Genomic DNA, 26,390 nt, shown 5'->3' on the forward strand with positions numbered 1-26,390 from the left:
GAGGGATCGGGATGTCTCATCCGGCAAATGCAATCGGCGAAAAGGTTCTCGAGGTCTACAAGAAGGAGAACCCTTCGACTTACAAGATCGAGGAAGACCATGCCGCTTTTGAAAAGCTGCGCATTTTCGCCGACGATCTCTATACGCATTCCCTGAAACTTTTGCCGCGCGTATTCAATGGTGCCGATCTGCTTGAATTCGGATCAGGAACCGGCGAACGCTCCCTTGCTTACCTGCGTTGGGGAGCAAAATGCACCTTCGTGGATATGAACGAGGAAGCAATCGCCAGAGCGCGTTTCCTGTTCGAGAAATTCGAACCCTCCGCGCAATATGAATTCGTACGCGGCGAATTGTTCAATTACAGAAGCGAACGGCTGTACGACATCACGGCAAGCTGCGGCGTCATCCATCATACCGACGACAAGGCTGCGGCCTTTGCGCATCAGGTTTCCTTTCTGAAGCCGGGCGGCATCAACATCCTCGGGATCGGTTCTGCGGCCGGGTCGATCCAGCGTAATCTGCAACGCCACATCATCTATACCTTCGCCGGGCGAGACGAAGAAGCCATTCAGCGGGTGGCCAATGATTTGTTCGAGGAGCATCTCGACAGGGCTGAAAAGCTGGGCGGCCGCGCTCGCAAGGCGGTAATTTTTGACACTTACGTGAACCCGCGAATGGACTTCGTTTCCGTAGCGGACATCGTCAGCTGGCATCGTCAGAATGGCTTGAAGCTCTTTACCAGTTGGCCGCCCGTCACACCCGCTGTGCTAGCCGACAATCTGGCAAACCGCACCGATCTGCGCGCCTTCCCCGAAGTGCTCAGCAATCCTGAATGGTTGTGGGCGACCCAGAAGGGAGACGATTCCGAGTTCCTGGCAGAGATGGAAATCAGGGTTGCGCCATTCAACAGCGCTTTCCGCGAACTGGCGGATTCGATCAATGACGTTCGTGCAGAGCAACTGAATCCGACTGAAATCCTCGGTGAGGTCGAAAGATGCCGCGAACTGGCGGACGTTCGCCACGACAGGACGTTGCGTGACATACGTGGACTTGGGCCGTGGCTGGATGAAGTCGCCACGGTCATGCAGGCGATAGAGCGCAAGGATTACGAGGGAACCCGCGATGCCGTTCTAGCCTGCAAACATCTGTTCCGTGGCCGGCAGGGTATCGGCCTGAATTATTTCGTGGGGATAAAGGAGTAGAAAGGCGAAAGACGCTTTCTCTTCTTGCCAGGCAAACTGCACAACAAAAAAAAGGGGCCGCGAACGGCCCCTTTTCCTTGCGGAACAGCTCCGATCAGAAGCGATAACGAACGGAACCGCCATAGGTACGCGGCTGGTTGGGATAGCCCGAAAGCGACCCCGCCTGTGCCACGGAGTCGAACACTGACAGCAGGTAACGATCGTTCAGCAGGTTCCGGCCCCAGGCGGAGATTTCCAGCCCGTTTTCGAAAGCAATGGTCAGCGACGCATTCACGTCGTCCACCTGGCGGCGGAACGGACGCGCCGCGGCAATCGCCGCCGCCTGTCCACCGGCAAGGAACCCGGGCAGGCCATCGATGATCTGCGTTTCGGATTCGTAATGGTAGTCCCCGCGCAGGATCACGCGGTCGCCATTGCCGAGTTCCTTGTCATACTGCGCCGCAAAAGTAGCGGACAGTTCGGGGATTCCGGCCACCTGGAAGCCCGAGAGGTCGCCGATCGCGCTGTTCGGGAAGCTGTCGTATTTCGGGTTCAGATAGGTGAACGACGTGTTGAGCGTCAGTTCGTCCGACGGGCGGGCGATGCCTTCAAATTCGATGCCGAAGGTTTCCTGCAGACCGGCATTCGCCAGCGCAAAGCCGGTGCCGGTGAAGATGTTCGACTGGAAGCCGTCGATCTCCTGCTGGAACACGGTCAGGTTCGCGCCCGCAAAACCCCAATCGGCCTTGATTCCGGCTTCATAGACGGTCGATTCCTCAGGTCCTGCAAAACGCGAACCGGTCGTCAGATTGGGCAGGAGCAGCCCGGCCTGCGTCAGCGCGGCTATGTCGCTGGCCAGCGGACGGCTGTCGCGCGACAGGTTGAAGGAACTCGCCTTGAAACCGGTCGCGTAGGAAGCATAGACGTTGATCTGGCGCGACACGTCATAAGCGAGACGAATGGTGTAGCTGAAATTGTCGTCGTCGGTCCGGCCATCCTCGACGGCATTCGGCACGTTGAGGAACGGCGGCTGGAACTGGAGGCTGCGCAAGGCGATCAGCGGGTTCAATGCCGGGTTGAGGTCGTTCGCATCGGCGAAAGCCTGCACTCCAGCCGAGACTGCCCCGAAGCCCGCCGGATTGGCTGCGGCGAATGCGCCGATTTCCGCTGCCGTGGCAGGGCGTCCGAGGCCGAGAAGCCCGCCGACCTGCTGCGACAGGCCCTGCTGGAAGATACCCGCATTGCCGATGGCCCGCAGATTCAGCCCGGAGAAGACGTCACCGGAAATCACGTTCGTGGTGATCGCCTTCTTGTCGTTGGTGTAATTGCCGCCCAGCGTCAGCGTCAGCCCGTCGATCAGTTCGAAATCGACCTGACCGAAGGCGCTATAAGCCTCATTGGTCAGATTGTAGCTTTCGTCCGAACCCTGCCCGTCGGCAAAGAACTGCCCCTGGAAGCGAGTGGGGTCACCGAGGATCGTACCGATCGTGCCTTCGAGCAAGGGCACGTTGAATGCGCCGTTCGATGCACCCTGGATGAGCAGGTCGGCATAGGGGCGGAAATCGTCGCCGAACTGCAACTGGCTGAACTGGTCGACTTCCTCGTTGAAGTAATAGCCGCCCAGCAGCAGGCTGATCCGGTCGGTGATGTCACCCGCCAGGCGCAGTTCCTGCGTGAAAGTGTCGATGGCGATATCGTCCGACTTGCGGCCGATCAGGTCGGCGCTGGTGAAGTCGGCATCCTGGTTGGTGAAGGCGCGCGATTCGCGATAGGCGGTGATCGAGGTCAGCGTGAAGTCGCCGAGTTCGTAGTCGAGCTGGCCCGAAATGCCGTAATTCTCGATGTCGTTGAGCGAGTCGAAATTGTTGTAGATGACGTCGTCGAAACGATCCGCCGGGTCGTTGACGCGGCCACCGACGGCAAAGACCGCCTGCGTTGCGGGTGACTGGCGCAGATTGATGACGCCGCAGCAGAGTTCATCGACCTTGTCGTAATCGGCGATGATACGCGCTCGAAGCGGCCCGCCGTTTTCGAACAGTGCCTGTCCGCGCACGAACCAGCGATCGCGGTCGTTCACATCGTTGCCGGTGTTGGCGTCGAACAGATAGCCGTCGCGCTTGTTGATGCCGCCAGCCAGGCTGACTGCAACCGAATCGGTGATCGGGCCGGTCAGCAGACCTTTGAGCACCTTCGAATCGAAATTGCCGTAGGAGGCATCGACCTGCCCGCCGAAGCTGAACTCAGGCTCCTGCGTGACGATGGAGATGACGCCAGCCGAGGCATTCTTGCCGAACAGGGTGGACTGCGGCCCGCGCAGAACCTCGATCCGGGCAACGTCGGGAAGATCGGAGATCTGCGATGCCGTGCGGCTGCGATAGACGCCGTCGACGAACACGCCGACCGAAGGTTCGATACCGGCATTGTTCGCGCCATTGCCGAAGCCGCGAATGATGAAGTTGGTGTTGGCGGAGCTTTGCAGCTGCTGAACCCGCAGCGACGGCACGACCGACTGCAGATCCTGCAGGTCGCGGATTTGAGCGCGCTCGAGCGTTTCCGCCGTCGTCACCGTGACGGCGACCGGAATTTCCTGCAACGTCTGGGCGCGCTTCGTTGCGGTCACGACGATCTGGTTGCCGACTGCCGAATCCTGGCTCAGTTCGAAATTGTCATCGTCGGGGTTGGGTTCGGCGGGGTTCACTTCCTGGGCGAAAGCGACGCCGGGAAGAAGGAAAGCAAAGGCGGCGGCGCCGGACAGAAGGGCGGCACGATTCATGGTCTTCAAAGCTGGACATCCTCATGATTACGGCGCTTTCGTCACATGGCTGTCACACGGAACTGCCAAGTCCTGAGCACTCGTTTCTGGGCGCGGGATAAGGCTGGGTTCATCATATCTCAAGCAGGAACGGCAATTATCGTTCAAACGGCCGCGCGAATGTTGCCGCTTCGACACAGCGCTGCGCTTGCTGCATCGCACCATATCGGCTAGAGACGCGCGCGACTGCCGGATCACGGCCGGTTCGCGGTTCGCCATAGCGGCAGCCGCATTCGTTCACGGCCTCGTTTCCGGCGCCAGCAGGCAACCATACTAACACGAAAGTTCCCCAGGCGATGACCGCTTCCTTACGCAATGTGGCGATTATCGCCCACGTCGATCACGGCAAGACCACACTTGTCGACCAGCTCTTCCGTCAGTCCGGCACCTTCCGCGAAAATCAGCGGGTCGAGGAACGGGCGATGGATTCGAACGATCTGGAAAAGGAACGCGGGATCACCATTCTCGCCAAGTGCACCAGTGTCGAATGGAACGACATGCGCATCAACATCGTCGATACGCCCGGCCACGCCGATTTCGGCGGTGAGGTTGAGCGCATCCTGTCGATGGTCGATGGCGTTATCCTGCTGGTCGACAGCAGCGAAGGCGCGATGCCGCAGACCAAGTTCGTCACCGGCAAGGCGCTGGCGCTGGGGCTGAAGCCCATCGTCGTCGTCAACAAGATCGACCGCCCCGATGGCCGCCCGCAGGAAGTGCTGGACGAGGTCTTCGACCTGTTCGTCAGCCTGGATGCGAATGACGAACAGCTCGACTTCCCCGTGCTCTACGCCTCTGGCCGTAACGGCTACGCCAGCACCGACATGGAAGCGCGCGAGGGCGATCTGACGCCGCTGTTCGAGAAGATCGTCGAGCATGTTCCTGCACCGGCAGCGGACAAGGACGGCCCGTTCAAGTTCCTCGTCACCCTGCTCGACCGTGACAATTTCCTTGGCCGCATCCTCACCGGCCTGGTTGCCAGCGGGTCGATCAAGGTGAACGATCCGATTCACGCGCTGAACAATGACGGCAAGGTCGTCGAAGCCGGCCGTGCATCCAAGATCCTCGCGTTCCGCGGGTTGGAACGCGTCCCGGTCGAACAGGCGAATGCCGGTGACATCATCTCCATTGCGGGCATGACCACGGCGACCGTGGCCGACACCATCGCCAACCCCGAAGTGACCGAACCGCTGCACGCGCAGCCGATCGACCCGCCGACGCTGTCGATGCGCTTCTCCGTGAACGACAGCCCGATGGCCGGCCGCGAAGGCACCAAGGTGACCAGCCGCATGATCCGCGACCGCCTGGCGCGCGAAGCGGAAAGCAATGTCGCCATCCGTGTTACCGAAAGCGCCGACAAGGACAGCTTCGAAGTCGCAGGCCGCGGCGAATTGCAGCTGGGCGTGCTCATCGAAACGATGCGCCGCGAAGGCTTCGAACTCGGCATCAGCCGCCCCCGCGTGCTGTTCCAGACGGACGAGAACGGCAACCGCACCGAACCTTATGAAACCGTCGTCATTGACGTGGACGAGGAACATTCGGGAACGGTCGTGGAAAAGATGGCGGCCCGCAAGGGCGAGATGACCGACATGCGCCCCAGCGGCGGCGGCAAGACCCGGATCACCTTCTCCGCACCCTCGCGCGGGCTGATCGGCTATCACGGCGAATTTCTGTCCGACACGCGCGGCACCGGCATCATGAACCGGCTGTTCGAGAAGTACGGTCCATACAAGGGGACGATCGAAGGCCGCGCCAATGGCGTGCTCATTTCAAACGGAACGGGCGAAGCGGTCGGTTACGCGCTGAATGCGCTGGAAGATCGGGGCGAGTTGATGATCGTGCCGCAGCAGAAGATCTACGAAGGCATGATCATCGGCGAAAATGCGAAGCCGCAGGATCTCGAAGTCAACCCGATGAAGTCGAAGCAGCTCACCAACTTCCGCTCCACGGGCAAGGACGATGCCATTCGCCTGACCCCGCCGCGCGTGATGACGCTGGAACAGGCCATCGCCTATATCGACAATGATGAAATGGTCGAAGTGACGCCGGAAACGATCCGCCTGCGCAAGGCCATCCTCGATCCGAACGAGCGCAAGAAGGCGAGCCGCCGCGTCGAGGACTGATATCGAGGCGTTTGGGCGTCGGTTCCATCAGGTGACAAAGCCGCACATCTGCTACTTGCAGTTGTGCGGCTTCTGTTTTGGCAGATGAATTCAGAGCGTTCTCTCGGCGATGACCATCAACCCGAACAGCGCAGCCCCGGCGCCGAACGGCAGGAAGCGGCTGTCGCGATCTTCGGGCAGTTCCTCCTTCAGCACGTTGAGAATGATCCCGCCCGATACGAAGGCGAACACGCAACCGATCGCGATCGGTGGCAGTTCGACATGTAATCCGGCCAGCCACCCGCCCATCACCGCGGCGACGATGATCCATCGCCCGATCTTGTCGTAAGCTTCCGCATGATCGCGCCGCATGCCGAGATCGGCAGTGACGAAATGCAGCACCATCGCGCCGAAATAAAGAATGAGCGAGACCGCCCCCATCTCCTCGCGATTGTTGAGCAAATAGCCGATCAGGAAGTTGAGCACCGAGAAACTGGCGATGTGCAGCCACAGCACATCCTCCCTCATCCGGTCGCCCTCGCCACGGTGGCGGCTCTCCTGCCGGGATTGCCGCACTCTGCGCTCCAGCCCGAAAAACACCATCAGACCTAGAAGACCGAGGCCGTAAACGAGGCTTTCCACCCTGACCGGATCACGACCCGCAATAGACGAAATCTCCGCCGAATGGGCGCCCAGGTCGGGCAGAACATGCAGGAAGACATAGGAAACCGCCACCCCACCGGCAAAGGAGAGGAAGCGGTTGCGCGGCAGGCTTTCGAGCCATTCCAGCCTCCCGATAAACAGATGGATCGCCGCGAAACCCAGGGCCATCGCCGCTGTCACCAGAGTTAGGGAAAGGGCCGCCATACGGCCTGCCAACGGTCCGCCGCTGTGAGGGTTCCGCCCGCCGCTGGTGACAATGCGTCCGCCATTCCCTATTGCCCCGGCCATGCAGACCGGAACCCTGATCTCCCTCGCTCTCTATTTCATCCTGATGATCGCCATCGGTCTTTACGCATGGCGCAAATCCACCGCCGACAGCGAAGGCTATCTCCTCGGAGGGCGGAACCTGCATCCTGCCGTGGCGGCGCTGTCCGCCGGCGCATCGGACATGTCTGGCTGGCTGCTCCTCGGCCTGCCGGGTGCGCTGTATGCGGCGGGGCTGGTCGAGGCCTGGATCGGCATCGGCCTGTTCGTCGGCGCTTTCGCGAACTGGATCATCGTCGCCCCTCGCTTGCGCCGCCAGACGGAGGATTTCGGCAATGCGCTGACCATTCCGCAATTCCTGGCAAACAAGTTCCCCGATCGTGCCATCGCCTTGCGGGTGACCAGCGCGATCATCATCGTGCTGTTCTTCACCGTCTATACGGCGGCGGGCCTCGTCGGCGGGGGCAAATTGTTCGTGACCAGCTTCGCCAATCTGTTCGGCGATACGGGTATGAGCGACTACATGACCGGCATCTGGCTGACGGCCGGCGTGGTGCTCGCCTACACGATGGTCGGTGGGTTCCTGGCTGTGAGCCTGACCGACTTCGTGCAGGGCTGCATCATGGTTGTCGCGTTGGTGTTGATGCCACTGGTGGTCATGTTCGGGCCCGGAGGCAGCGCGGGTGAATCGCTCACCACCGTGCAACCCGGCTTTCTCAGCCTGACCGAAGGACTGACGGCAATCGGTTTCCTGTCGGCGGTGACATGGGGTCTCGGCTATTTCGGTCAGCCGCACATCATCGTGCGCTTCATGGCCGTGCGTAGCGTGGAAGACGTGGCGACCGCGCGCAATATTGGCATGATCTGGATGGGCGTCGCGCTGATCGGCGCGCTGGGCGTGGGTCTGGCTGGCCGCGCATATGTGCAGCGCAACGGCATAGTGGTCGAAGACCCTGAAACCATTTTTATCGTACTGGCCGAGCTGCTGTTCAACCCGCTGATCACCGGCTTCCTGCTCGCAGCATTGCTGGCCGCGATCATGAGCACGATTTCCTCGCAATTGCTCGTTTCGTCGAGTTCGCTGACCGAGGATTTCTATCGCCTGTTCCTGCGCAAGACTGCAAGCGAGAGAGAAATTGTGAACGTGGGCAGGCTGTGCGTTGCGCTGGTGGCGCTTGCCGCCATTGCCATCGCTGCCGATCCCGAGAGCGAGGTGCTGGGCCTCGTCTCCAATGCCTGGGCCGGATTCGGCGCGGCGTTCGGGCCGCTGATTATTCTGGCGCTGACCTGGCCGCGCATGACCGGTTCCGGGGCGCTGGCAGGGCTGATCACTGGCGCGGTGGTGGTGATCGTCTGGATCGCAGCGGGCTGGAACGCCTCATTCGCAGGCGGCGAAGGCATTTACGAGATCATCCCGGGTTTCATCGCCGCATGGCTCGCCATTGTCGTGGTCAGCCGCATGACCGCAGCTTCCGCACCGCCCGTCGCGTCACCGGTGCAGCGTTAGAGGAAGGTTCAGGCCCGCCGGGCCAATTGGGAGGTAATGAGGAACTTGCGAAAATCTGCGCCTGTCATGGCCCTGATCGGCGCGATTGCCCTTTCCGGCTGCTCCCTTCTGCCAGCGGGTCGCAGCGCGCCGGATGACCAGCCGAGCGCTTCATCCGCTACCCGCGCTCCGCCAGTCGCGCGCGGCCCCGTCGTGCGGAGCCCGGATGCGGCCCGCTGCATCGCCAATCTCGACAATGTCGGCGCGAAGTTCAGCCCCTTGCCCGATCGCTATTACGGCGCGGGATGTTCGGTTCTGGGCAGCGTGCAACTGAACGCCCTGCAGGGCGATACGAGCGATTTCGGCCTCAGCAACATAGGCCCGATTACCTGCCCGCTGGCGGAAGCCACGGCAGGTTGGGCCCGCTACGGTGTCGACCGTGCGGCGCGGCAGATCCTCGGCAGCGGATTGCTGCGGATCGAGACTTTCGGCAGCTATTCCTGCCGCAATATCGCCGGTTCGGGCCGCCGTAGTTCCCATTCGAGTGCCGAGGCCGTGGACGTCAGCGCCTTCGTCCTGAAGGATGGTCGACGGATCGTCCTGGCAGACGACTGGAACGGCGGCGATCCGCGTCGCCGCCAGTTCCTTCGGATTGTCCAGCAGAGCGCCTGCAAGCGCTTCGGTACCGTGCTCGGCCCCGAATACAACGCCGCGCACCGGGATCATTTCCACATCGAGCGCACCGGCGACAGCTTCTGCCGCTGACGGAGCGGCGGACATCAGGCTTCCTGCACATCCTCCAGCTGTGCTTCCAGCCGCAGACGCACCGCGTCGGCCGCGTGGTTCGCGCCCAGCTTGCTCATCATGTTGGCCCGGTGAATTTCGACGGTTCGCGGGCTGATATCGAGTTCGCGGGCGATGTTCTTGTTGCTGCTGCCGCGGCTCAGCCAATCCAGCACCTCGCGCTCATGCCCGGACAGTGCCGACAATCGCCCGCGCGCCTCGATCATCCGGCGACGCGCCTAGCCAAAGGCTTCGGCTTCCTCCGTCACATTGATCAAGGTGTTCTCCAGCCTGGCTGGGTCCAGCGGCAGCGGCAGATAATCGAGCGCACCCGCCTTCATTGCGGTGACAATGGTGGTGACATCGGGCTCCTCTCCCAGCGCCACGATGGGCAGCCATAACCCTTGCGTCACCAGATGGGCCAAGATCGCGGGAACGCCGCCTTCGGACCGGTCGTCTTCGACAAGGACAATGCCATTGCGCGGAGGATGGCGCAGCAACTCCTGCGGATCGGCATAGACCTCGGCGTGATGGCCGAGGGCGAATGCAATGCGGGCGAGTTCGGCCCGCAGGCGACTGGTGGCTGTTACGAAGTGGAGTGTGGTTCGCTGTGTCATGCCCGCAACTTGCCGCGAGCAGCGGACGGGCGCATTCCGGAGTGCCGCCAATGCGGAGGTTTAGGAAGGGGCATTCCCTTTCAAGTCGGGCGCGACCGCCTTTGCGGTTTCGTCCATTTTCGATCCAATGGCTCCGCAGATTCGCGTATCGGCACCTAGGCACAGATCCTTACGGCTGATTACTTGGTGTAAAGGCTGTAATCCGGCAAAGAGTGGAAGGCTGTGCGAAGTGCCTCCCCCCAGCCTGAGGAGATCGCGTCGAAATACGGATCGTCGGCGGAAATACGCCGTTCATGCGCCGGTTCGAACCGGTCGCGCCCGATCACCATCAGGTCGAGCGGCAGCCCGACCGACAGATTCGCCTTCAGCGTCGAATCGAAGGACACCATCAGCAGTTTGACCGCATCCTCGAAGCTCATGTCGCGCTCATACGCGCGCAGGATGATTGGTCGCCCGTATTTCGTCTCGCCGATCTGGAAGAAGGGCGTGTCGAAGCTGGCCTCGATGAAATTACCTTCGGGATAAATCATGAACAGGCGCGGTTCCATGCCTGCGATCTGCCCGGCCAGGATGATCGAGGCGGTGAAACGCCCCTTGCCCCGTGCGCCGTTCGCCTCCTGCCGATCCTCGATGGTTTCGCGCAGCAGATGCCCGATCTCCGTCGCGACGTTGAACATGGTGGGCGCATCGAGCAGCGAATTTTTGCGCTCCTCAGGGGTCTTGGTGCGTTCCTCCAGCTGGCTGATCACGGCCTGTGTCGTGGCCAGATTGCCCGCCGTCATCACGGCCAGCACCCGTTCGCCCGGCACCGACCAGTGGAACATCTTGCGGAATACGGAAATATTGTCGACGCCCGAATTGGTCCTCGTGTCGCTCATCAGAACAAGACCTTTATCGAGCACCATGCCCACGCAATATGTCATACAAATCCTTCTGGCCGCGCGATCAGTCGTCTGCCGGCGCGATTAGACCGACGGCCTATTGTTGTTCGTTCTGCTGCTGTTCGACAGCGACATCGACATGCAGTTCCTGCGTGTTCGTGCCGAAGGTGATGCCCGTGATTGGTGCCGCATCGCGGTAATCGCGCCCCGTCGCCACACGCACATAGCGGGGATCGGGGCTGATTCCGTTGGAAATATCGAAGCCCACCCAGCCAAGCCCTTCGACATGCGCCTCTGCCCAGGCATGGGTCGCTTCCTGGTCGATACGGTCGTTCATCATCAGATAGCCGCTGACGTAGCGGGCCGGAATGTCGTGCATCCGTGCCGCGCCGATGAAAATCTGGGCGTGATCCTGGCAGACGCCGTGGCCGAGTTGAACCGCTTCTTCCGCCGTGGTTTCGACGCCGGTCTGCCCGGTGGTGTAGGTCACGCGTTCGCGGATGCGTTCGGACAGGGCGTGCAGGAAGTCGAGCTTCTCATCATCGTCGCGGCGCAGATCGCGGATCATGTCGGTAACACGCGCGCCGGGCCGGGTCAGCGGCGTCTGCGCCAGGAAGCTCCACAAGGGCAGGTGACCGGAATGCCGCCCGATCACGCCCGCATTGTCATGGGTGTCGACCCGGCCTTCGCATTCGATGACGACCTCGCGCGCGCCTTCCTCCACAGCGACCAGCGTCACGTGGTTGAAATGCTGATCGTCATATTCCAGCTCGGGGTGGGCATTCTGATAGCGCATGTCCCATGACAATATCTTCTGCCCCTGCGTTTCTTTCGGGGTCAGCCGCAGGCGCTGCAGCGCGTGGACAACCGGCTCCGTGAAGACGTAGCGGGTGGTATGGCGGATCGACAGGCGCATCAGCGGAGGAACCTGTAGTCTTCGGCAATCGCGGCGGCGATGCCTGCATTGCTCGCCATGAATTCGAGCAGGAACTGGTGAAGGCCCATGTCGAAAATCTCCTCGATGGTGAGCGATGACAATTGCGTGTCGGCCTGCCGCATCAATTCGTTGCTACGCCCTTCGCGTCCATGAATACGGGCAAGAGCGGCGAGATTCTGGCGCAACGCGGACTGGCAGAAAGCGAGGCTGCGGGGGAATCGGTCATCGAGCACCAGGAATTCGACGATGCCACGCGCATCGATATTGCCAGCATTGATCCAGCGATAGGCCCGGTCGCCGGAAACCGATCGCAGAACGGTATCCCATTGTCCCGTGTCGAGGCTGGAGCCAACGTAGGACAGCGAGGGCAGCAACAGGTAATATTTGATGTCCAGAATGCGCGAGGTGCTGTCGAAACGTTCGATGAAAGTTCCGGCACGGGCGAAATGGAAGCTTTCATCGCGCAGCATCGACCCGGTCATCGCGCCATGCGCCAGCGTTCCGGCCCGGCGGACCATCGCGATGGCCTCGCCCACATGGTTCTGCCCGACGGGGCGCGACAGCAGGTCGCGGATGTCCATCCAGCTTTCGTTGATCGCCTCCCATACCTCGCCGCTGATGGCGTTGCGGGCAAGGCGCGCGTTGGTGCGGATGCGGTCGAACATCTCGGTCACGCTGGCGGGATTGTCGCGGTCGCGCAGGATGAAGTTCCAGGCCTGCACACCGGTATAGGTGCCGTGCTTCGCTTCATAACCGCTCTTCTGCCCGGCAGTGGAGATGACGGAGCGCCATTCCTCCTCTGCCGTCACCGAATCGCGGGTCAGCGCCATGCGCAGGCCGGCATCGAGCAGGCGCGCTGTATTCTCTACCCGTTCGAGGTAGCGGAACATCCAGAACAGGCCATTGGCTGTGCGTCCAAGCATCAGGAGAGACCCTCCTGCTTTGCGGCGCCATAGGACGAATGCATGTCTTGCAGCACGATCATTCCTTCAGCACCCAGGTATCCTTGGTGCCGCCGCCCTGGCTGGAATTGACCACCAGCGACCCCTTTTTCATCGCCACGCGGGTCAATCCCCCTGGCGTGATGTCGATCTTGTCTGGCGAAACCAGGACGAAGGGCCGCAGATCGACATGGCGGGGCGCGAGGCCGGACTTGGTGAAGACCGGGCAGGTCGAAAGCGCCAGCGTCGGCTGGGCAATGTAATTCTCCGGCTTTGCCTCGATCTTCTTCCGGAAATCCGCCACTTCCTTGCGGGTGGAGGTCGGGCCGATCAGCATCCCGTAGCCGCCCGAACCATGCACTTCCTTCACCACCAGTTCGGACAGATTGTCGAGCACATAGGCGAGGCTGTCCTTCTCGCTGCAGCGCCATGTCTGCACGTTCGGCAGCAAGGGCTTTTCACCAGTGTAGAATTCGACGATTTCCGGCATGAAGGAATAGATCGCCTTGTCGTCGCAGACCCCGGTCCCGGGTGCGTTGGCGATTGTCACATTCCCTGCGCGGTAGACATCCATGATGCCCGGTACGCCGAGTACGCTGCTGGAATTGAAGGTCAGCGGGTCGAGGAATTCGTCATCTACCCGGCGGTAGATCACATCGACCGTGCGATAGCCGCTGGTCGTGCGCATCTTCACCTTGCCGTCCACGACGCGCAGGTCCGTTCCCTCGACCAGTTCAGCGCCCATCTGGTCGGCGAGGAAGGCGTGTTCGAAATAGGCGCTGTTGTAGATGCCGGGTGTCAGCACCGCGACGACCGGCTTTCCCCTGGTGCCCGGCGGCGCGCAGGCGGCGAGGCTTTTGGCCAGGCGGCGGGGATAGTCCGAGACGGTTTCGACCGGCACACGGGTGAACAATTCGGGGAACATCGCCATCATGGTTTCGCGGTTCTCCAGCATGTAGGACACGCCGGAAGGTGTGCGGGCATTGTCTTCCAGCACGAAGAATTCGTCCGGGCCGGTTCGTACCAGATCGATGCCGACGATATGCGTGTAGATGCCGCCGGGCGGCGTGAAGCCGACCATGTTCGGCAGCCACGCTTCGTTGCCCCGGAAGAGCCGTTCGGGCACGCGGCCTGCCCGGATGATCTCCTGCCGGTGGTAGAGATCGTGCATGAAGGCGTTCAGCGCCTTGACCCGCTGTTCGATACCGCGGGTAACCCGGCGCCATTCGCCGCCATCGATGATGCGCGGCACCATGTCGAAGGGGATCAGCCGTTCCTCGGCCTCGTCCTCGCCATAGACGTTGAAGGTAATGCCAGTACGGCGGAAGTTCTTTTCCGCTTCCGAATTCTTGCGGTGCAGGAGCCGGGTCTCCTGTTCGTCGAACCAGTTGCAATAGCCTTCGTAAGCCGGGCGGACAGCGCCCTGTGCCGTCCGCATCTCGTCGAAATTCGCTGCTGGTTCGCTCATGAATCTCCGCTCGGTATCCCTGTTACTGCACGGCGGCGACCTGTTGGCCTGACGCATTCACCGGGCTGGAAAGTGCGCCGCCGTTCGACGTGCGCTTCAGGAATAGAAGGTTTCAGAGCGTCTCAAGTTCCCGCAGCACCGTCCGGATGGCCTCGCCGGAATAGGTAAATCCCATGTGGGTGCAGGTCAAAGCCACCGCCCGGTCGCGCTCACCGTCGAGGCCTGCAGCGCTCTCCACGGCGACGATCCCGTCGTTCGGGCTGAACAGGGCGACGGTCGGCACAGGCGGCTTCTCCGCAGGCACGGTATCGATGGGCGGGCTGTCGACGCGGTGGCCTGTGACCATCTGATAGGCTCGCCAGGCATTGTTCGCGCGCGGACTTCCCGAAAAAGGGCTGCCCATCGTGATGACCTTGGCGACCTTGTCGGGGTGGCGCTTCGCCAGCTCGCGGGCGAAAATGCCGCCGAGGCTCCATCCGACGAGGAACACCTTCCCCTGCCCGCGCTCGTGCAGATCGACGAGGCGCTCTTCCAGCTTCTCGAAGCGTTCGGGTGCGAAGCCCATGTTGAAGCCCTGCCCCCATCGTTTTACCGTGTGGCCTGCCCGCTCAAGATGCTGGGCCATGTAGCGCATGCGCAATGGGTGAGCGCCGAAGCCGGGAAGCAGCATCACCATGCGCGGATGCGTGGCGCGGCGGACCTCGACATTGCGGATCAGGCGCCGCGCCGGTTCGAGAAAATGGCCGAGTTCGCGGAGCATCTTGCTCAAGGGAGGGCTGGGCGCGTCGTCCTCCACAACTTCGCGGGCGAGCCTGATGCGATGAGCAACCGAGATGTAACGTTCCTTCGGCCCTGCTCCGCTTTCGTCGGAGGTCTGCCGCTCGTCGGTTTGAGAGGGATCGGTCACATCCACATGGCTCTATCACCCAGCCGCTTCTGATTGACAAGCGACTTGACACCGGTTGCCAGCTTGAGCGTCGAACCCCATATTCGCGCCCATGGCCGAACTCGTAATCCGTCGCGGACTGGAAGAACCAGACACTAGCCACGACTTCATCCCCCACCGCCCCGACCGCCCGGCAAAGACCATGCCGGGCAAACGCTTCGAACTCGTCTCCGATTACCAGGCGGCAGGCGACCAGCCGCGCGCCATCGGCGAGTTGGTGGAGGCGGCGAGGAACGGCGACCAGACCCAGGTCCTGCTGGGTGTGACCGGCAGCGGCAAGACCTTCACCATGGCGCGCGTGATCGAGGAATTGCAGCGCCCGGCGCTGATCCTTGCGCCCAACAAGATCCTGGCCGCGCAGCTTTATGGCGAATTCAAGAGCTTCTTTCCGAACAACGCTGTCGAATATTTCGTCAGCTATTATGATTATTATCAGCCCGAAGCCTATGTGCCGCGCAGCGATACCTATATCGAGAAGGAATCGAGCACGAACGAGGCCATCGACCGGATGCGGCATTCCGCCACAAGGTCGCTGCTCGAACGCGACGATGTGATTATCGTGGCCAGCGTCTCCTGCCTCTACGGTATCGGTTCGGTCGAAACCTATTCGGCCATGATCTTCGACATCAAGAAGGGCGAGAGCGTCGACCAGCGCGAGTTGATCCGCAAGCTGGTGGCCTTGCAGTACAAGCGCAACGACGTCGCTTTCGCCCGCGGCAATTTTCGCGTGCGCGGCGACAATCTGGAGATTTTCCCGAGCCATTACGAGGATGTCGCCTGGCGTGTCAGCTTCTTCGGCGACGACATCGAGTCGATCAGCGAATTCGATCCGCTGACGGGCAAGACGGGTGCGGATCTCAGTGCGGTGCGGGTCTATGCGAACTCGCATTACGTCACCCCCGGCCCCACGATGAAGCAGGCAACTGCCGCCATCCGCTTCGAGCTGGAAGAACGGCTGAAGGAACTGCATGCCGAAGGGCTGCTGCTGGAAGCGCAGCGGCTGGAACAGCGCGTCAATTTCGACCTCGAGATGATCGCCGCCACAGGCAGCTGCGCGGGAATCGAGAACTATTCCCGCTTCCTGACGGGCCGCCTGCCCGGCGAACCGCCGCCAACCCTGTTCGAATATATTCCCGAGAACGCACTACTGTTCGTCGATGAAAGCCACCAGACGGTGCCGCAGATCGGCGCGATGTCAAAGGGCGACCACCGGCGGAAGCTGACGCTGGCCGAATATGGCTTCCGCCTGCCGAGCTGCATCGACAACCGGCCCCTGCGCTTCAACGAATGGGACGCGATGCGCCCGCAGACCTTCGCTGTCTCCGCGACGCCCGGCGGCTGGGAAATGGAGCAGACCGGAGGCGTCTTTGCCGAACAGGTCATCCGCCCGACCGGCTTGATCGATCCGCCGGTCGATATCCGCCCGGTGGAGGACCAGGTGCAGGATTGCATCGAGGAATGCCGCAAGACCGCTCAGGCGGGTTATCGCACGCTGGTCACGACCCTCACCAAGCGCATGTCGGAAGATTTGACTGAGTTCATGCACGAGGCGGGCCTGAAGGTCCGCTACATGCATTCCGATGTCGAGACGCTGGAGCGCATCGAACTGATCCGCGATCTGCGGCTCGGCGTTTACGACGTGCTGGTCGGCATCAACCTGCTGCGCGAAGGGTTGGACATCCCCGAATGCGGGCTTGTCTGCATTCTGGATGCCGACAAGGAAGGCTTCCTGCGCAGCGAAACCAGCCTGATCCAGACAATCGGCCGAGCCGCCCGGAATGTCGACGGGCGCGTCATCCTCTATGCCGACCGGATCACCGGCAGCATGGAACGGGCGATGGCGGAAACCGAACGCCGCCGCGAAAAGCAGCGCGCCTTCAACGAGGAACATGGCATCACGCCGCGCACCATCCGCCGCGACATTGCCGATATCGTCGCCTATTCCGCAGCATCCGACAGCACGCCCGACAAGGACGACACCAGCAATCTGGTCGGCCACAATCTGCGCAGCCATATCGAGGATCTGGAAAAGCGGATGCGCAAGGCCGCTTCGGACCTCGAGTTCGAGGAAGCGGGCCGGTTGCGCGACGAGATCCGCAAGCTGGAAGCGGACGAGCTCGGCCTGCCGCACGATGAGCAGAAGGCGCCTCGCGTTGGCCGCAGCAATGAAGGCAAGCCCGGCACGCGCAAGACCCGCTACGGTAACTCGAAACGCAAGTGGAAGGGGTGAACCGGGCAAAAGGATCTGGCAGGGGTTCAACCTGCACTCGCTCGCTGGCATAGGGCCTGCATGACATTGCTGCGCACCAAGAAATTCGCCCGTCTGTCCTTCCTTGCCGCATCCTGCGCATTGATGGCGCCGGGCGGTCCGGCTCTGGCGCAAGATGCCGCTGCCGACACCGGAAGCCCCGCCCCTGCCGTTCCTTACGTGGCCAATGTCGCGGCAAAGGAGATGGTGGGCACCTTCGGCGGCGAGCGCGTAGCCTATACCGCGACGGTGAAGGAAAATGTGCTGAAGGGCGAGGATGGCACGCCCGAGGCGGCGATCGTCACCACGTCCTATGTCGCCAATCCGCGTGACGCCTCGCGCCCGGTCACCTTCCTGTTCAATGGCGGGCCGGGTTCGGGCAGCGTCTGGCTGCAGATGGGCGCCTTTGGCCCGAAGCGCGTCGACATTCCCGGCGACGCAACCGATGACGGTGCACCGCCCTACCCTATTCTCGATAATCCGGATTCGTTGCTGGATGTGACAGACCTCGTCTTCATCGACCCTGTCGGCACCGGCTTCAGCCACACCATCGGCGACACCACGGGCGAAGAGTACTGGGGCATCACCAAGGATGCGCAATCCGTTGCCGAGGTGATCCGCATGTGGATCAGCGAGAATGGCCGCTGGAACAGCCCCAAGTTCCTTGGCGGGGAAAGCTACGGCACCACCCGCAGCGCGGCGGTCGCGAGTGAACTGGAAGGCGGCTACAACGATGTCGCGCTGAACGGCATCATCCTGATCTCCACCGTCCTCGACTACGCCGCCGGTGCCGACCGCGAGGGCAATGAACTGAGCTATGTCACCAACCTGCCGACCATGGCGGCCACCGCGCTGTATCACGGCAAGGCGCAAGGCGCCTCGGTGGAATCCTTCGTTGCAGAGGCGCGCGAGTTTGCCCTCGGTCCCTACGCCTCTTTCCTGCTGAAAGGACAGGCGGCGACGCCTGCCGAACATGCGGCGATCCGCCGCCAGCTGGCTCGATTCACCGGGCTGTCCGAAACCTATCTCGACAGTGCGAATCTGCGCGTCTGGCCGGGCCGCTTCTACAAGGAACTGCTGCGGGATCGCGGGCTAACCATCGGGCGTCTCGACAGCCGCTACACGGGGCAGGATTACGACAATGCGGGCGAAGGGCCGGATAACGATCCCAGCTTCTACGGCATCGATGCTGGCTATGCCGCCGCAATCAACCAGTTCCTGCGAGAAGACGTCGGCTACGACACCGACCGCACCTATGTGACCATCGGCAATGTCGGGCCTTGGGAATGGGAAATCGCCGGCGGGCGCGATGTGAATGCCTATCTGAACGTTGCGCCTTATATCGGCCGGGCGATGCGCGAGAATTCCGATCTGCGCGTGCTGGCGGCGCAAGGGTGGTACGATTTCGCCACCCCGTTCTTCGCGGCGGAATATGCCCTCTCCCGACCGGGCTTCCCGCAGGATCGGATCGAATGGCAATATTACGACAGCGGGCACATGATGTATATTCGCGAGGAAGACCGCGCCAAATTGTCAGACGATATCCGCCGCTTCATTCGCGCCCGCTGATCATGCGTCTGGCGCTATCCCTCGGCCTGCTGCTACTTTCCGCCTGCAAACCGCCTGCTGCCGACAATTATGTCGAGCGGGTGGAACTGAAGGAGCAGAGCCGCATGGCATCGCCCTCGCTGCCGTCGCCCAATGTGGAAGGCGCGGTCTGGGCACAGGCAAGCGACCCCATGCGGATCCTCTACGGCATTCCGGGTGAGGTGCCGATGCTGGCGCTCGCCTGCCGCTTTCCGGATGATGAGCCGACGCTGCACGTCACCCGCTTCAGCCGCGCCGATCCAGAAGCGAAGGCGCTGATGGCGTTTGTCGGCAACGGTCACATCGCCCGTGTGCCGATGGACGCCGTCCATAATGGGCGCGCATGGTTGTGGGAGGGCGACATAGCTGCGCAGACCTACGCGCTGGGCGCACTGACCGGGCCGCGCAAGGTCAGCGCGACATTGCCGGGAGCCGGACTCGTGGGGCTGAACGCCAGCCCGATGCCGGGCGAATTGATCGAGCTGTGCCGTGAAGGCGTGCCGCAGAGAGAAGAACCGTCCGGCGATCTCGAAATGGAAGTATATGCGGCCGATCCCGATCAGCCAGCGGAAGACCCTAGCGCGGACGCTCCGCCAGGCTGACGAGGCTCTGCGGCCCAAGCACCTGCGGCAATTGTTCAGCCGCTGCGCCGGGCTCATACCAGATGTAAAGCGGCACACCGGCCGCGCCCTGCTGTTCCAGGAAGCCGCCGATTTCCGGGTCGCCGCGCGTCCAGTCGCCAACCAGGCTCACGACACCTGCATCCGCGAAGGCAGCCTGCGTTTCCGCTCGCTCGATGGCGACCTGCTCGTTCACCTTGCAGGTCACGCACCAGTCGGCTGTGAACCAGACGAAGACGGGCGCTCCACTTGCCCTCGCCTCCGCCAGCCGCGTTTCGCTTAACGGCTGCGCGTTCAGCATGCCGCCTGCCTCACGTATGGAGGGAGAATACAGCGCGGTCATCGTCCCTACGGCGGCAACAGCGGTCAGGGTCGCGAGAGCGATCCCGTAACCGCCGCGATTTCGCGCAGGCCTGTATCCGGCGCTCCAGAGGGCCAGCAGAGCAACAGCGGCCGCAGTGAGTAGCACCGCCGCCAGTGCAAACCATGGCCCGCCCAGTCGCCAGCATAGCCACACCAGCGCCAGCGCGGTCAGGCCCATCGGGATCGCCATCATCCGGCGGAACCGTTCCATCCAGGGGCCGGGCTTCGGCAGCCGGTTGCGAAGCGCGGGGATGAAACCGATCAACAGGAACGGCAGCGCGAGCCCCAGCCCCAGCGCTCCGAACAACAAGAGGGCAGCGATCGGCGGTAACAAGAGCGCAGCCCCTAAAGCCGCCGCCATGAAGGGACCGGTGCAAGGCGTGGCGACAAAGGCGGCGAGCAGGCCGGTTGCAAAGGAACTCAGCGGGCGGCCGCTGCGGCTGAGGCGGAACGAAGGCAGCGCATAGAGCCCGGCCAGATTGGCGGTAATCGCCCCCGCCAGCACCAGCAGGGCCACCACGACCCCCGGCTGCTGCAACTGGAATGCCCAGCCGACCTGCTGCCCCGCAGCCCGCAAGGCAAGCAGCAATCCGCCGAGGCCCAGACACGCCAGTACGACGCCCGCGCTGTAGCTCAGCCCTTCCATGCGCGCTTCCGCCTTGCTGCGTCCGGCGCGCGCCAGGCTGAGCGCCTTCAGGCTGAGAATGGGGAAGACACAAGGCATGACATTCAGCAGCAATCCGCCGGCAAGTGCGCCGAGGATCAGCAGCCAGTAGGCCGGTGCCTCCCCGCTTGCCGCCAGGACCTGCCCGCCCTCGGGGACCGGACCCGGCACCGCGGAAAAGCGGATGCCCTCGCCTTCTCCCAGCGCGAGAATGCCCTCGATCCGCTGCGGCGCCTCCGGCGAAGCGGAAAGCGCGATTTCACCGACCAGCCAGTCTCCGGCTCGGGCGAATTGCTGCGTCGCCGCATAGTCCACCAATCCGGTCTGTTCGATGTAGAGATGCGGGTCAGCCACACCGAGGCTCGCCGGAAGAGGTATGGCGATACGCAGAGTATCGCCTGCCGTTTCGAACCGTGCCGTGCGGTCGATCAGCGGGGGCAGCTCTGCGCGCCAGCGGTCGAAACGCGCATCGCCGCCATTAGCCGCCATGGGTAGCGACAGCGTCAGCCGTGCACTCTCCGGCACGCAGATCTTGTCGGTACAGGCGAGCCAGCGGGCGTCGACAGCAATCTGCGGGGGACCGTCCGCGTCGTAGGTCGCCGGCACTTCCACCGGCACCAGCACCGCATGGGGACCTTCATAGACATGGTTCATCAACCCGGCGATCAGCAGGGTTTCTGGCACGGGATACAGCACTTCGCCCGCTTCCCACCCTGCAGGCAATTGCCAGTCTAGCGTCAGTCCATAACCCGCATCGCCGGGGTTCTTCCAGTATCCGTGCCATCCGGGTTTCGGATCGAAGGCGATGGCCAGCGTCACCTGCTCGCCCGCGCGGGCAGGTCCGTCGGCAACCAGGCGGGCTGCGATGTTGTTGCCCTGCGGCTGCTTGCCGGCAATCTGCGCCGTGGCGGGAAAGGACATCAGCGCGCAGGCGAGCAGCGCCAGCAGCAAACCAGCCTGCATCTGAAGCGCATCAAGGCGCGGCATTATCCTTGCGTCGAACACACCCCGCCCTCTAGGACGGTGAAGCTGAACCCGCAATAAAACGGACTGATCGCATGATGGACGCACGCCAGAACCTGTTGATTTTGGGTGGCGGCCTTGTCGGCATGACGCTGGCGCTCGCCGCTGCGCGCAAGGGGCTGTCCTCCCATGTGGTCGATCGCGCCGATCCTGCCGATCTGCTGGCGGAAGGGTTCGACGGGCGGGCGTCTGCGATCTCCACCGCCAGCTGGAACCTGTTCGGCAACATCGGGCTGGCAGACAGGCTGGAGCCGCTCGGCTGCCCCATCGCGAGCATCGCAGTCAGCGACCAGCTGAAGCCCGGAGCGATCGATTTCCGGCCCGGACCTGAAGACGGCACCCTCGGCCGCATGTTCGCAAACCGCGACCTCAGGCAGGCGCTTTTCGACGCGGCGAAAGACGAACCGCTGATCCACTGGCACGCCATGTCAGAAATTGCGGAGCGCCACCGCGACGACTTCGGTGTCTCTGTTACGCTGGCCAACGGCACCGTGCTGCACGGCAGCCTGATGATCGGCGCGGAAGGCCGCGCTTCGCCGACACGCGAGGATGCGGGGCTGGTCGTCGCCAAGTGGGATTACCGCCACCGCGCCATTATTGCGGGCCTCACCCATGAATTGCCGCACCGCAATGTCGCCTGGGAAATCTTCTACCCCGCCGGGCCGTTCGCGCTGTTGCCGATGCTGGACACTGCCGATGGCGCGCACCGCAGCGCGCTGGTCTGGACGGTCGATGAGAGCGACGCCAGCGGTGTACTGAAGCTGTCGGATCGCGCGTTCCTGGCCGAACTTCACCAGCGCATGGGTACGCTGTTCGGTGAAGTGATCGCAGCAGGGCCGCGTGCATCCTATCCGCTAGGCTTCCATCACACGGCGCGGGTCACGGCGGACCGGCTGGCGCTGGTCGGCGACGCCGCGCATGGCATTCACCCCATTGCGGGGCAGGGCCTCAACCTCGGGCTGCGCGATGTCGGTGCGCTGGTGCAGGTGCTGTCCGATGGCGCATTGCTGGGGCTGGAGCCGGGCGACGCGCAATTGCTGTCCCGCTACGAAAAATGGCGCGGCCTCGACGCTTTTACCGTTGCACTGGCGACGGATGGGCTGACGCGCCTGTTCGGCATTCCCGGCAATTTCGCCTCGGCCGCGCGAAGGTTCGGCATGGCCGCGGTCGAGCGCACGCCGGCTCTCAAGGATTTCTTCATGGACGAGGCGCGCGGCGTGACCGGCGACCTGCCGGAGATGTTGAAGGAGTGAGACGGCGCGCGGATGCCGCGCCTATTCTTCTGCCTCTGTCATCAAGCCGCCCAATTGCCCAACCGGATTACCGGATGCATCCCGCAAGCGGCGCGGTTCAAGCACGGCAGCAGTTTCGATAAGGTCGAGCGCCCGCTGCGTCGCGGCATAGCGTTCTGCATCCTCGATCCATTCCTGCGCCTCTGCCGCGCCGGGCAGATTGCGGATCTCGGCCACGGCTGCGCTCACGCGCCCGCTTTCCAGGAACAGACGCGCCCGCTCCATCCTGCGTTCCGGCTGCGGCGAAGGTGCGCTTTCGCGGCGGATGACGAATAGTTCGGACAATTCCTGCCGCACACGCGCTAGACCCGTCGTGCTGGTATTCGCCCGCAGATTCGGGCGCAGTCCTTCAAGCCGGGCGATCAGCCGGTCGAGCGTGACGGGATCGCGCGATGCGGAGATGACGGTGCTGACGGCATTTGGCAGCGCATCGCCAAAGCGCAGGCGCAACTGGTCGGCGAGATAGCCAAGCTCCGCCCCGCGTTCGAGCGCCCTGCGGGTGGCAAAGGCGATCAGCAGGCCTTCCGCCCGCGCGGCATTCCCGGCAGCGGCCTGGGCCTGCATGTCGAGGCGCGTGAGGCGCTGTTCCGCCGCGTCCAGACGCTGTTCGATGCCGCCCTGTTGCTGCGCCACGACAGCCGCCATATCCGTGGCAAGAGGCGTCGGCGCGGGCGTGGGCGCTGCGACGGGTTCGCTCGTCCGCCCGCCCGGTTCCGCATCGGATACCGCGCCGCGCGGCTCGGCTTCCGCCGGTGCCTGCCGCATTGCGAGATTGCCCTCGGCGGCGAGGTAATAGACCAGAGCGCCCCCCAGCAGAAAGGCGGCGAGCGCCGCCAGCAGAATAAGCTTTATGGAACTGCCTGTGCGGCGAGAATTCAGATCGCGTTCCATGTCACTCTTGTCGCAGATGCCGGCCGTGCGGCATATTGGTTGGAAATCATCCTTGGCACATGTCCTTCGCCAAGGCCAGCAAGGCGGCGTCCTGCGGCTTGGCGGAGCACTCCACCATCGCCCAGCCCCCTCCCGCAGCGGCAGCGATGCGCGGACCGAGCGCGGCGAGACGCAGGCCGCTCCGGTCGATTGCATTCGCTTCGCATTGGTGCGCGAAATGGCTCGCCGCCACGGCCGAGTGGAGCAGGATCACTGCAGGTCTGCCGAGCTGCCGCACCAGATCGGCGGACATCGGCATGGCCTGGCTCGCATAGCAAACCCGCTCCACCACCTTGATGCCCGGCGGCGGCTCCAGAGGCACGTGATCGGCGCCGCTTAGCCGCAGCAGGCGCATGTTCTGCCCTGAGAGGGAGTCCAGCACCGTCTGCAGGCCGCCGCTGCCAATAGCGGCGATGTTGAACCCTGCCTTCGCAGCCTCCAACCCCGTTGTCTCGCCGACGCAATAGGCATCCTGTCCGGTAAGCTGCTGCAACGCTGCACCGCCAAGGCGAACGGCATTCGCGCTGCCGAGAAGCACACCGTCATAGTCGCCGTCCGGCACTGTCCATTGCACGGGCAAGATCCGGAACAGCGGTTCGCCGCCGATCTGCAGTCCCATGGCGGCTGCATTTCGCTGCGTTGCCGCGAAGCCGGGTTCAGGACGGATGCAGATGATCCGCATCGCTCAGCAGCCGTCGAAATGGGCCGTGATCAGCTCGCTCGCCCGAGCCAGCAAGTCGCGGGCGAGCGCGGCAGGCGGGCCGTCGTCCAGCGGTTCCAGCACGCATTCGCCGGTCACGCTGGCAAGCCCGTCCGGGCTGTAGAGCGCTGCCTGCAGCCGCAGATGCGCGCCTTCCGCAGTAGTCAGGGCCGCGATCGGGCTGTAGCAATTGCCGCCAAGCGCGCGCAGCAACGCCCGCTCCGCCATTACCGAAGCGAAGCTTGGGGCATGGTTCACAGCATCCAGCAGGGCGCGGGTTGCATGATCGGCGGTGTTGCATTCCAGCCCGATCGCTCCCTGCGCGGGCGCGGGCAGCCAATCCTGTTCCGGCAGCGGCGTTCCCGTGCCCTCCTGCTCCAGGCGCTGCAGCCCCGCCGCAGCGAGGAAGGTGGCATCGACATCCCCTGCCGCCAGCTTGGCCAGCCGGGTTGCCACGTTGCCGCGTAACGATACCACGCGGCAGTCGGGCCGGTGGTGCAGCAATTGCGCAGCCCTGCGCGGTGCGCTGGTGCCGATAATCGCACCGCGCGGGATTGAAGAAATGGAGGATGCGCCGATCAGCACGTCGCGAATGTCGGCGCGGGGCAGGATGGCAGCGATGGTGAGGCTGGGGGGACGTATCGTCTCCACATCCTTCATCGAATGAACGGCCGCGTCGATCCAACCTTCCGCCAGCCATTCGTCCAGTTCCTTGGTCCAAAGCGCCTTGCCGCCGATTTCTGCCAGGGGGCGGTCCTGAATCTTGTCACCACTGGCGCGCACCGGCACCAGTTCGACCGCCGCTTCGGGCCAGCCATGCGCTTCGCACAGGCGGCACCGGGCTTCTTCCGCCTGCGCCATGGCTAAGGGCGACTGCCGCGTGCCGAGCCGCAGGACCACGCCGTCACTGGCGGGGCCGGATGCGGGAAGCGCGCTGGTATCGGATCGAGGCTCTGTCATCGCGGATGCTTGCCCTAGCCATGCAACTGGTTCAGGGGAAGAGCCATGGGGATCGTGCTTGGAATAGAATCCAGCTGCGACGAAACGGCGGCTGCGCTCGTGACGAGCGAGAGGACCATCGTGGCGCAGCGTATCGCATCGCAGGACGCGGAACACGCGCCCTATGGCGGCGTGGTGCCCGAGATCGCGGCGCGCGCCCATGCCGAGCGACTGACCCCGATGATCGGCGCTGTGCTGGACGATGCCGGCCTGAAGCTGAGCGACCTCGACGCCATCGCGGCAACGGCAGGTCCGGGCCTGATCGGCGGAGTGATGGTGGGCCTCGTCACGGCCAAGGCGCTGGCCATGGCAGGCGATGTGCCGCTCATCGCTATCAACCATCTCGAAGGGCACGCCCTAAGCCCGCGTCTTGCCGATGCGGAGCTTCAGTTCCCTTACGCCCTGCTGCTGGTGTCGGGCGGGCACTGCCAGATCTTGCGGGTGGATGGCGTTGGCCGTTACCGCCGCTTCGCCACGACGATCGACGATGCCTTGGGAGAGGCTTTCGACAAGACCGCGAAGATCCTCGGCCTTGGCTATCCCGGCGGTCCCGCAGTTGAAAAGCTCGCGCGTTCGGGCGACCCGCGCGCCGTGCCACTGCCGCGCCCGCTGGTCGGCAGCGGAGAGCCGCATTTCAGTTTCGCCGGGCTGAAAAGTGCCGTGATGCGCGCACATGACAGCGGTAAACATGACGCAGCCGATATCGCCGCCAGTTTCCAGCAGGCGGCGCTCGACTGCGTGGCCGATCGGCTGCGCATCGCTTTGGATATCATGACGCAGGACGCGGGCGAAGCGCCGCGCGCTCTTGTGGTGGCGGGCGGAGTGGCGGCGAATTTGTCGATCCGCAACACGCTGGAGGAGATGGCAAGCGCACGCGGGATGCGTT

Annotated in this window: 22 protein-coding genes; 9 read left to right on the forward strand and 13 right to left on the reverse strand. The window is 63.2% G+C overall.

What is annotated here, in order from left to right; translation table 11 throughout:
- Positions 1-11: 11 nt before the first annotated feature.
- A complete protein-coding gene (locus tag G7A66_RS06960; protein WP_174294959.1) occupies positions 12-1,202 on the forward strand; it encodes a class I SAM-dependent methyltransferase in 1,191 nt (396 codons plus the stop codon).
- A 94-nt stretch (positions 1,203-1,296) separates the two neighbouring features.
- Here the strand turns inward: G7A66_RS06960 and G7A66_RS06965 are convergent, their stop codons facing one another.
- Positions 1,297-3,954, reverse strand: a complete 2,658-nt coding sequence (locus tag G7A66_RS06965; protein WP_174295012.1) for a TonB-dependent receptor — start codon at positions 3,952-3,954, stop codon at positions 1,297-1,299.
- A gap of 335 nt (positions 3,955-4,289) precedes the next feature.
- Between G7A66_RS06965 and typA the strand changes: the two genes are divergently transcribed.
- Entirely contained in the window at positions 4,290-6,113 is a 1,824-nt protein-coding gene (gene typA / locus G7A66_RS06970; RefSeq protein WP_174294960.1) for a translational GTPase TypA, read from the forward strand.
- Between the two features lie 90 nt (positions 6,114-6,203).
- Here the strand turns inward: typA and G7A66_RS06975 are convergent, their stop codons facing one another.
- Entirely contained in the window at positions 6,204-7,043 is an 840-nt protein-coding gene (locus G7A66_RS06975; RefSeq protein ID WP_232366702.1) for a hypothetical protein, read from the reverse strand.
- Between G7A66_RS06975 and putP the strand changes: the two genes are divergently transcribed.
- The gene (putP, locus tag G7A66_RS06980) at positions 7,042-8,526 is read left to right on the forward strand and encodes a sodium/proline symporter PutP (RefSeq protein WP_174294961.1); all 1,485 of its coding nucleotides are present in this window, start codon (positions 7,042-7,044) and stop codon (positions 8,524-8,526) included. The genes G7A66_RS06975 and putP overlap by 2 nt on opposite strands.
- Before the next feature lie 66 nt (positions 8,527-8,592).
- Positions 8,593-9,270 (forward strand): extensin-like domain-containing protein, encoded by a 678-nt coding sequence (locus G7A66_RS06985; protein ID WP_232366703.1) that lies wholly within the window; start codon positions 8,593-8,595, stop codon positions 9,268-9,270.
- A gap of 14 nt (positions 9,271-9,284) precedes the next feature.
- Here the strand turns inward: G7A66_RS06985 and G7A66_RS14175 are convergent, their stop codons facing one another.
- The 7 genes from G7A66_RS14175 to G7A66_RS07015 all read right to left on the reverse strand — a co-directional run bounded on the left by G7A66_RS14175 (position 9,285) and on the right by G7A66_RS07015 (position 15,045).
- A complete protein-coding gene (locus G7A66_RS14175) occupies positions 9,285-9,515 on the reverse strand; it encodes a response regulator transcription factor (protein WP_232366704.1) in 231 nt (76 codons plus the stop codon).
- A gap of 12 nt (positions 9,516-9,527) precedes the next feature.
- Entirely contained in the window at positions 9,528-9,905 is a 378-nt protein-coding gene (locus G7A66_RS14180; RefSeq protein ID WP_232366705.1) for a response regulator transcription factor, read from the reverse strand.
- Positions 9,906-10,084: 179 nt separating this feature from the next.
- Positions 10,085-10,828, reverse strand: coding sequence for a proteasome-type protease (locus tag G7A66_RS06995; protein WP_174294963.1), 744 nt, complete (start codon positions 10,826-10,828; stop codon positions 10,085-10,087).
- A gap of 55 nt (positions 10,829-10,883) precedes the next feature.
- Positions 10,884-11,702: a transglutaminase family protein gene (locus tag G7A66_RS07000; RefSeq protein ID WP_174294964.1), complete on the reverse strand. Its 819-nt coding sequence runs from the start codon at positions 11,700-11,702 to the stop codon at positions 10,884-10,886.
- The gene (locus G7A66_RS07005) at positions 11,702-12,646 is read right to left on the reverse strand and encodes an alpha-E domain-containing protein (RefSeq protein ID WP_174294965.1); all 945 of its coding nucleotides are present in this window, start codon (positions 12,644-12,646) and stop codon (positions 11,702-11,704) included. The genes G7A66_RS07000 and G7A66_RS07005 overlap by 1 nt, the downstream gene beginning before the upstream one ends.
- A gap of 58 nt (positions 12,647-12,704) precedes the next feature.
- Positions 12,705-14,132 carry a circularly permuted type 2 ATP-grasp protein gene (locus G7A66_RS07010; protein ID WP_174294966.1) on the reverse strand — a complete coding sequence of 476 codons (1,428 nt, stop codon included), beginning with the start codon at positions 14,130-14,132 and terminating at the stop codon, positions 12,705-12,707.
- Between the two features lie 112 nt (positions 14,133-14,244).
- A complete protein-coding gene (locus G7A66_RS07015) occupies positions 14,245-15,045 on the reverse strand; it encodes an esterase/lipase family protein (RefSeq protein ID WP_332310509.1) in 801 nt (266 codons plus the stop codon).
- An 85-nt stretch (positions 15,046-15,130) separates the two neighbouring features.
- Between G7A66_RS07015 and uvrB the strand changes: the two genes are divergently transcribed.
- Genes uvrB through G7A66_RS07030 form a run of 3 tightly spaced genes read left to right on the forward strand, consistent with a single transcriptional unit; the run spans position 15,131 to position 19,515 of the window.
- Positions 15,131-17,308, forward strand: a complete 2,178-nt coding sequence (gene uvrB / locus G7A66_RS07020) for an excinuclease ABC subunit UvrB (RefSeq protein WP_174294967.1) — start codon at positions 15,131-15,133, stop codon at positions 17,306-17,308.
- 60 nt (positions 17,309-17,368) lie between these two features.
- Complete coding sequence (locus tag G7A66_RS07025) at positions 17,369-18,895, forward strand: S10 family peptidase (RefSeq protein ID WP_232366706.1); 1,527 nt, start codon at positions 17,369-17,371, stop codon at positions 18,893-18,895.
- A gap of 2 nt (positions 18,896-18,897) precedes the next feature.
- Positions 18,898-19,515 carry a hypothetical protein gene (locus G7A66_RS07030; protein ID WP_174294968.1) on the forward strand — a complete coding sequence of 206 codons (618 nt, stop codon included), beginning with the start codon at positions 18,898-18,900 and terminating at the stop codon, positions 19,513-19,515.
- Here G7A66_RS07030 and G7A66_RS07035 read toward each other — a convergent pair.
- Entirely contained in the window at positions 19,490-21,547 is a 2,058-nt protein-coding gene (locus G7A66_RS07035; RefSeq protein ID WP_174294969.1) for a protein-disulfide reductase DsbD family protein, read from the reverse strand. The two genes, G7A66_RS07030 and G7A66_RS07035, sit on opposite strands and share 26 nt — an antisense overlap.
- 74 nt (positions 21,548-21,621) lie before the next feature.
- Here G7A66_RS07035 and G7A66_RS07040 point away from each other — a divergent pair, with 74 nt between their 5' ends.
- Entirely contained in the window at positions 21,622-22,836 is a 1,215-nt protein-coding gene (locus G7A66_RS07040) for an FAD-dependent monooxygenase (RefSeq protein WP_174295016.1), read from the forward strand.
- A 21-nt stretch (positions 22,837-22,857) separates the two neighbouring features.
- Here the strand turns inward: G7A66_RS07040 and G7A66_RS07045 are convergent, their stop codons facing one another.
- Genes G7A66_RS07045 through hemC form a run of 3 tightly spaced genes read right to left on the reverse strand, consistent with a single transcriptional unit; the run spans position 22,858 to position 25,465 of the window.
- Complete coding sequence (locus tag G7A66_RS07045) at positions 22,858-23,766, reverse strand: MICOS complex subunit MIC60 (protein WP_174294970.1); 909 nt, start codon at positions 23,764-23,766, stop codon at positions 22,858-22,860.
- Between the two features lie 46 nt (positions 23,767-23,812).
- Positions 23,813-24,487, reverse strand: coding sequence for a uroporphyrinogen-III synthase (locus G7A66_RS07050; protein WP_174294971.1), 675 nt, complete (start codon positions 24,485-24,487; stop codon positions 23,813-23,815).
- Between the two features lie 3 nt (positions 24,488-24,490).
- Positions 24,491-25,465 (reverse strand): hydroxymethylbilane synthase, encoded by a 975-nt coding sequence (gene hemC, locus G7A66_RS07055; RefSeq protein WP_174294972.1) that lies wholly within the window; start codon positions 25,463-25,465, stop codon positions 24,491-24,493.
- Between the two features lie 45 nt (positions 25,466-25,510).
- Here hemC and tsaD point away from each other — a divergent pair.
- The coding region (gene tsaD / locus G7A66_RS07060) for a tRNA (adenosine(37)-N6)-threonylcarbamoyltransferase complex transferase subunit TsaD (RefSeq protein ID WP_232366707.1) at positions 25,511-26,390 on the forward strand (880 nt) is incomplete at its 3' end.

Origin of the sequence: Alteripontixanthobacter muriae (genome assembly GCF_013336795.1) — a bacterium.
GTDB lineage: Bacteria > Pseudomonadota > Alphaproteobacteria > Sphingomonadales > Sphingomonadaceae > Pseudopontixanthobacter > Pseudopontixanthobacter muriae.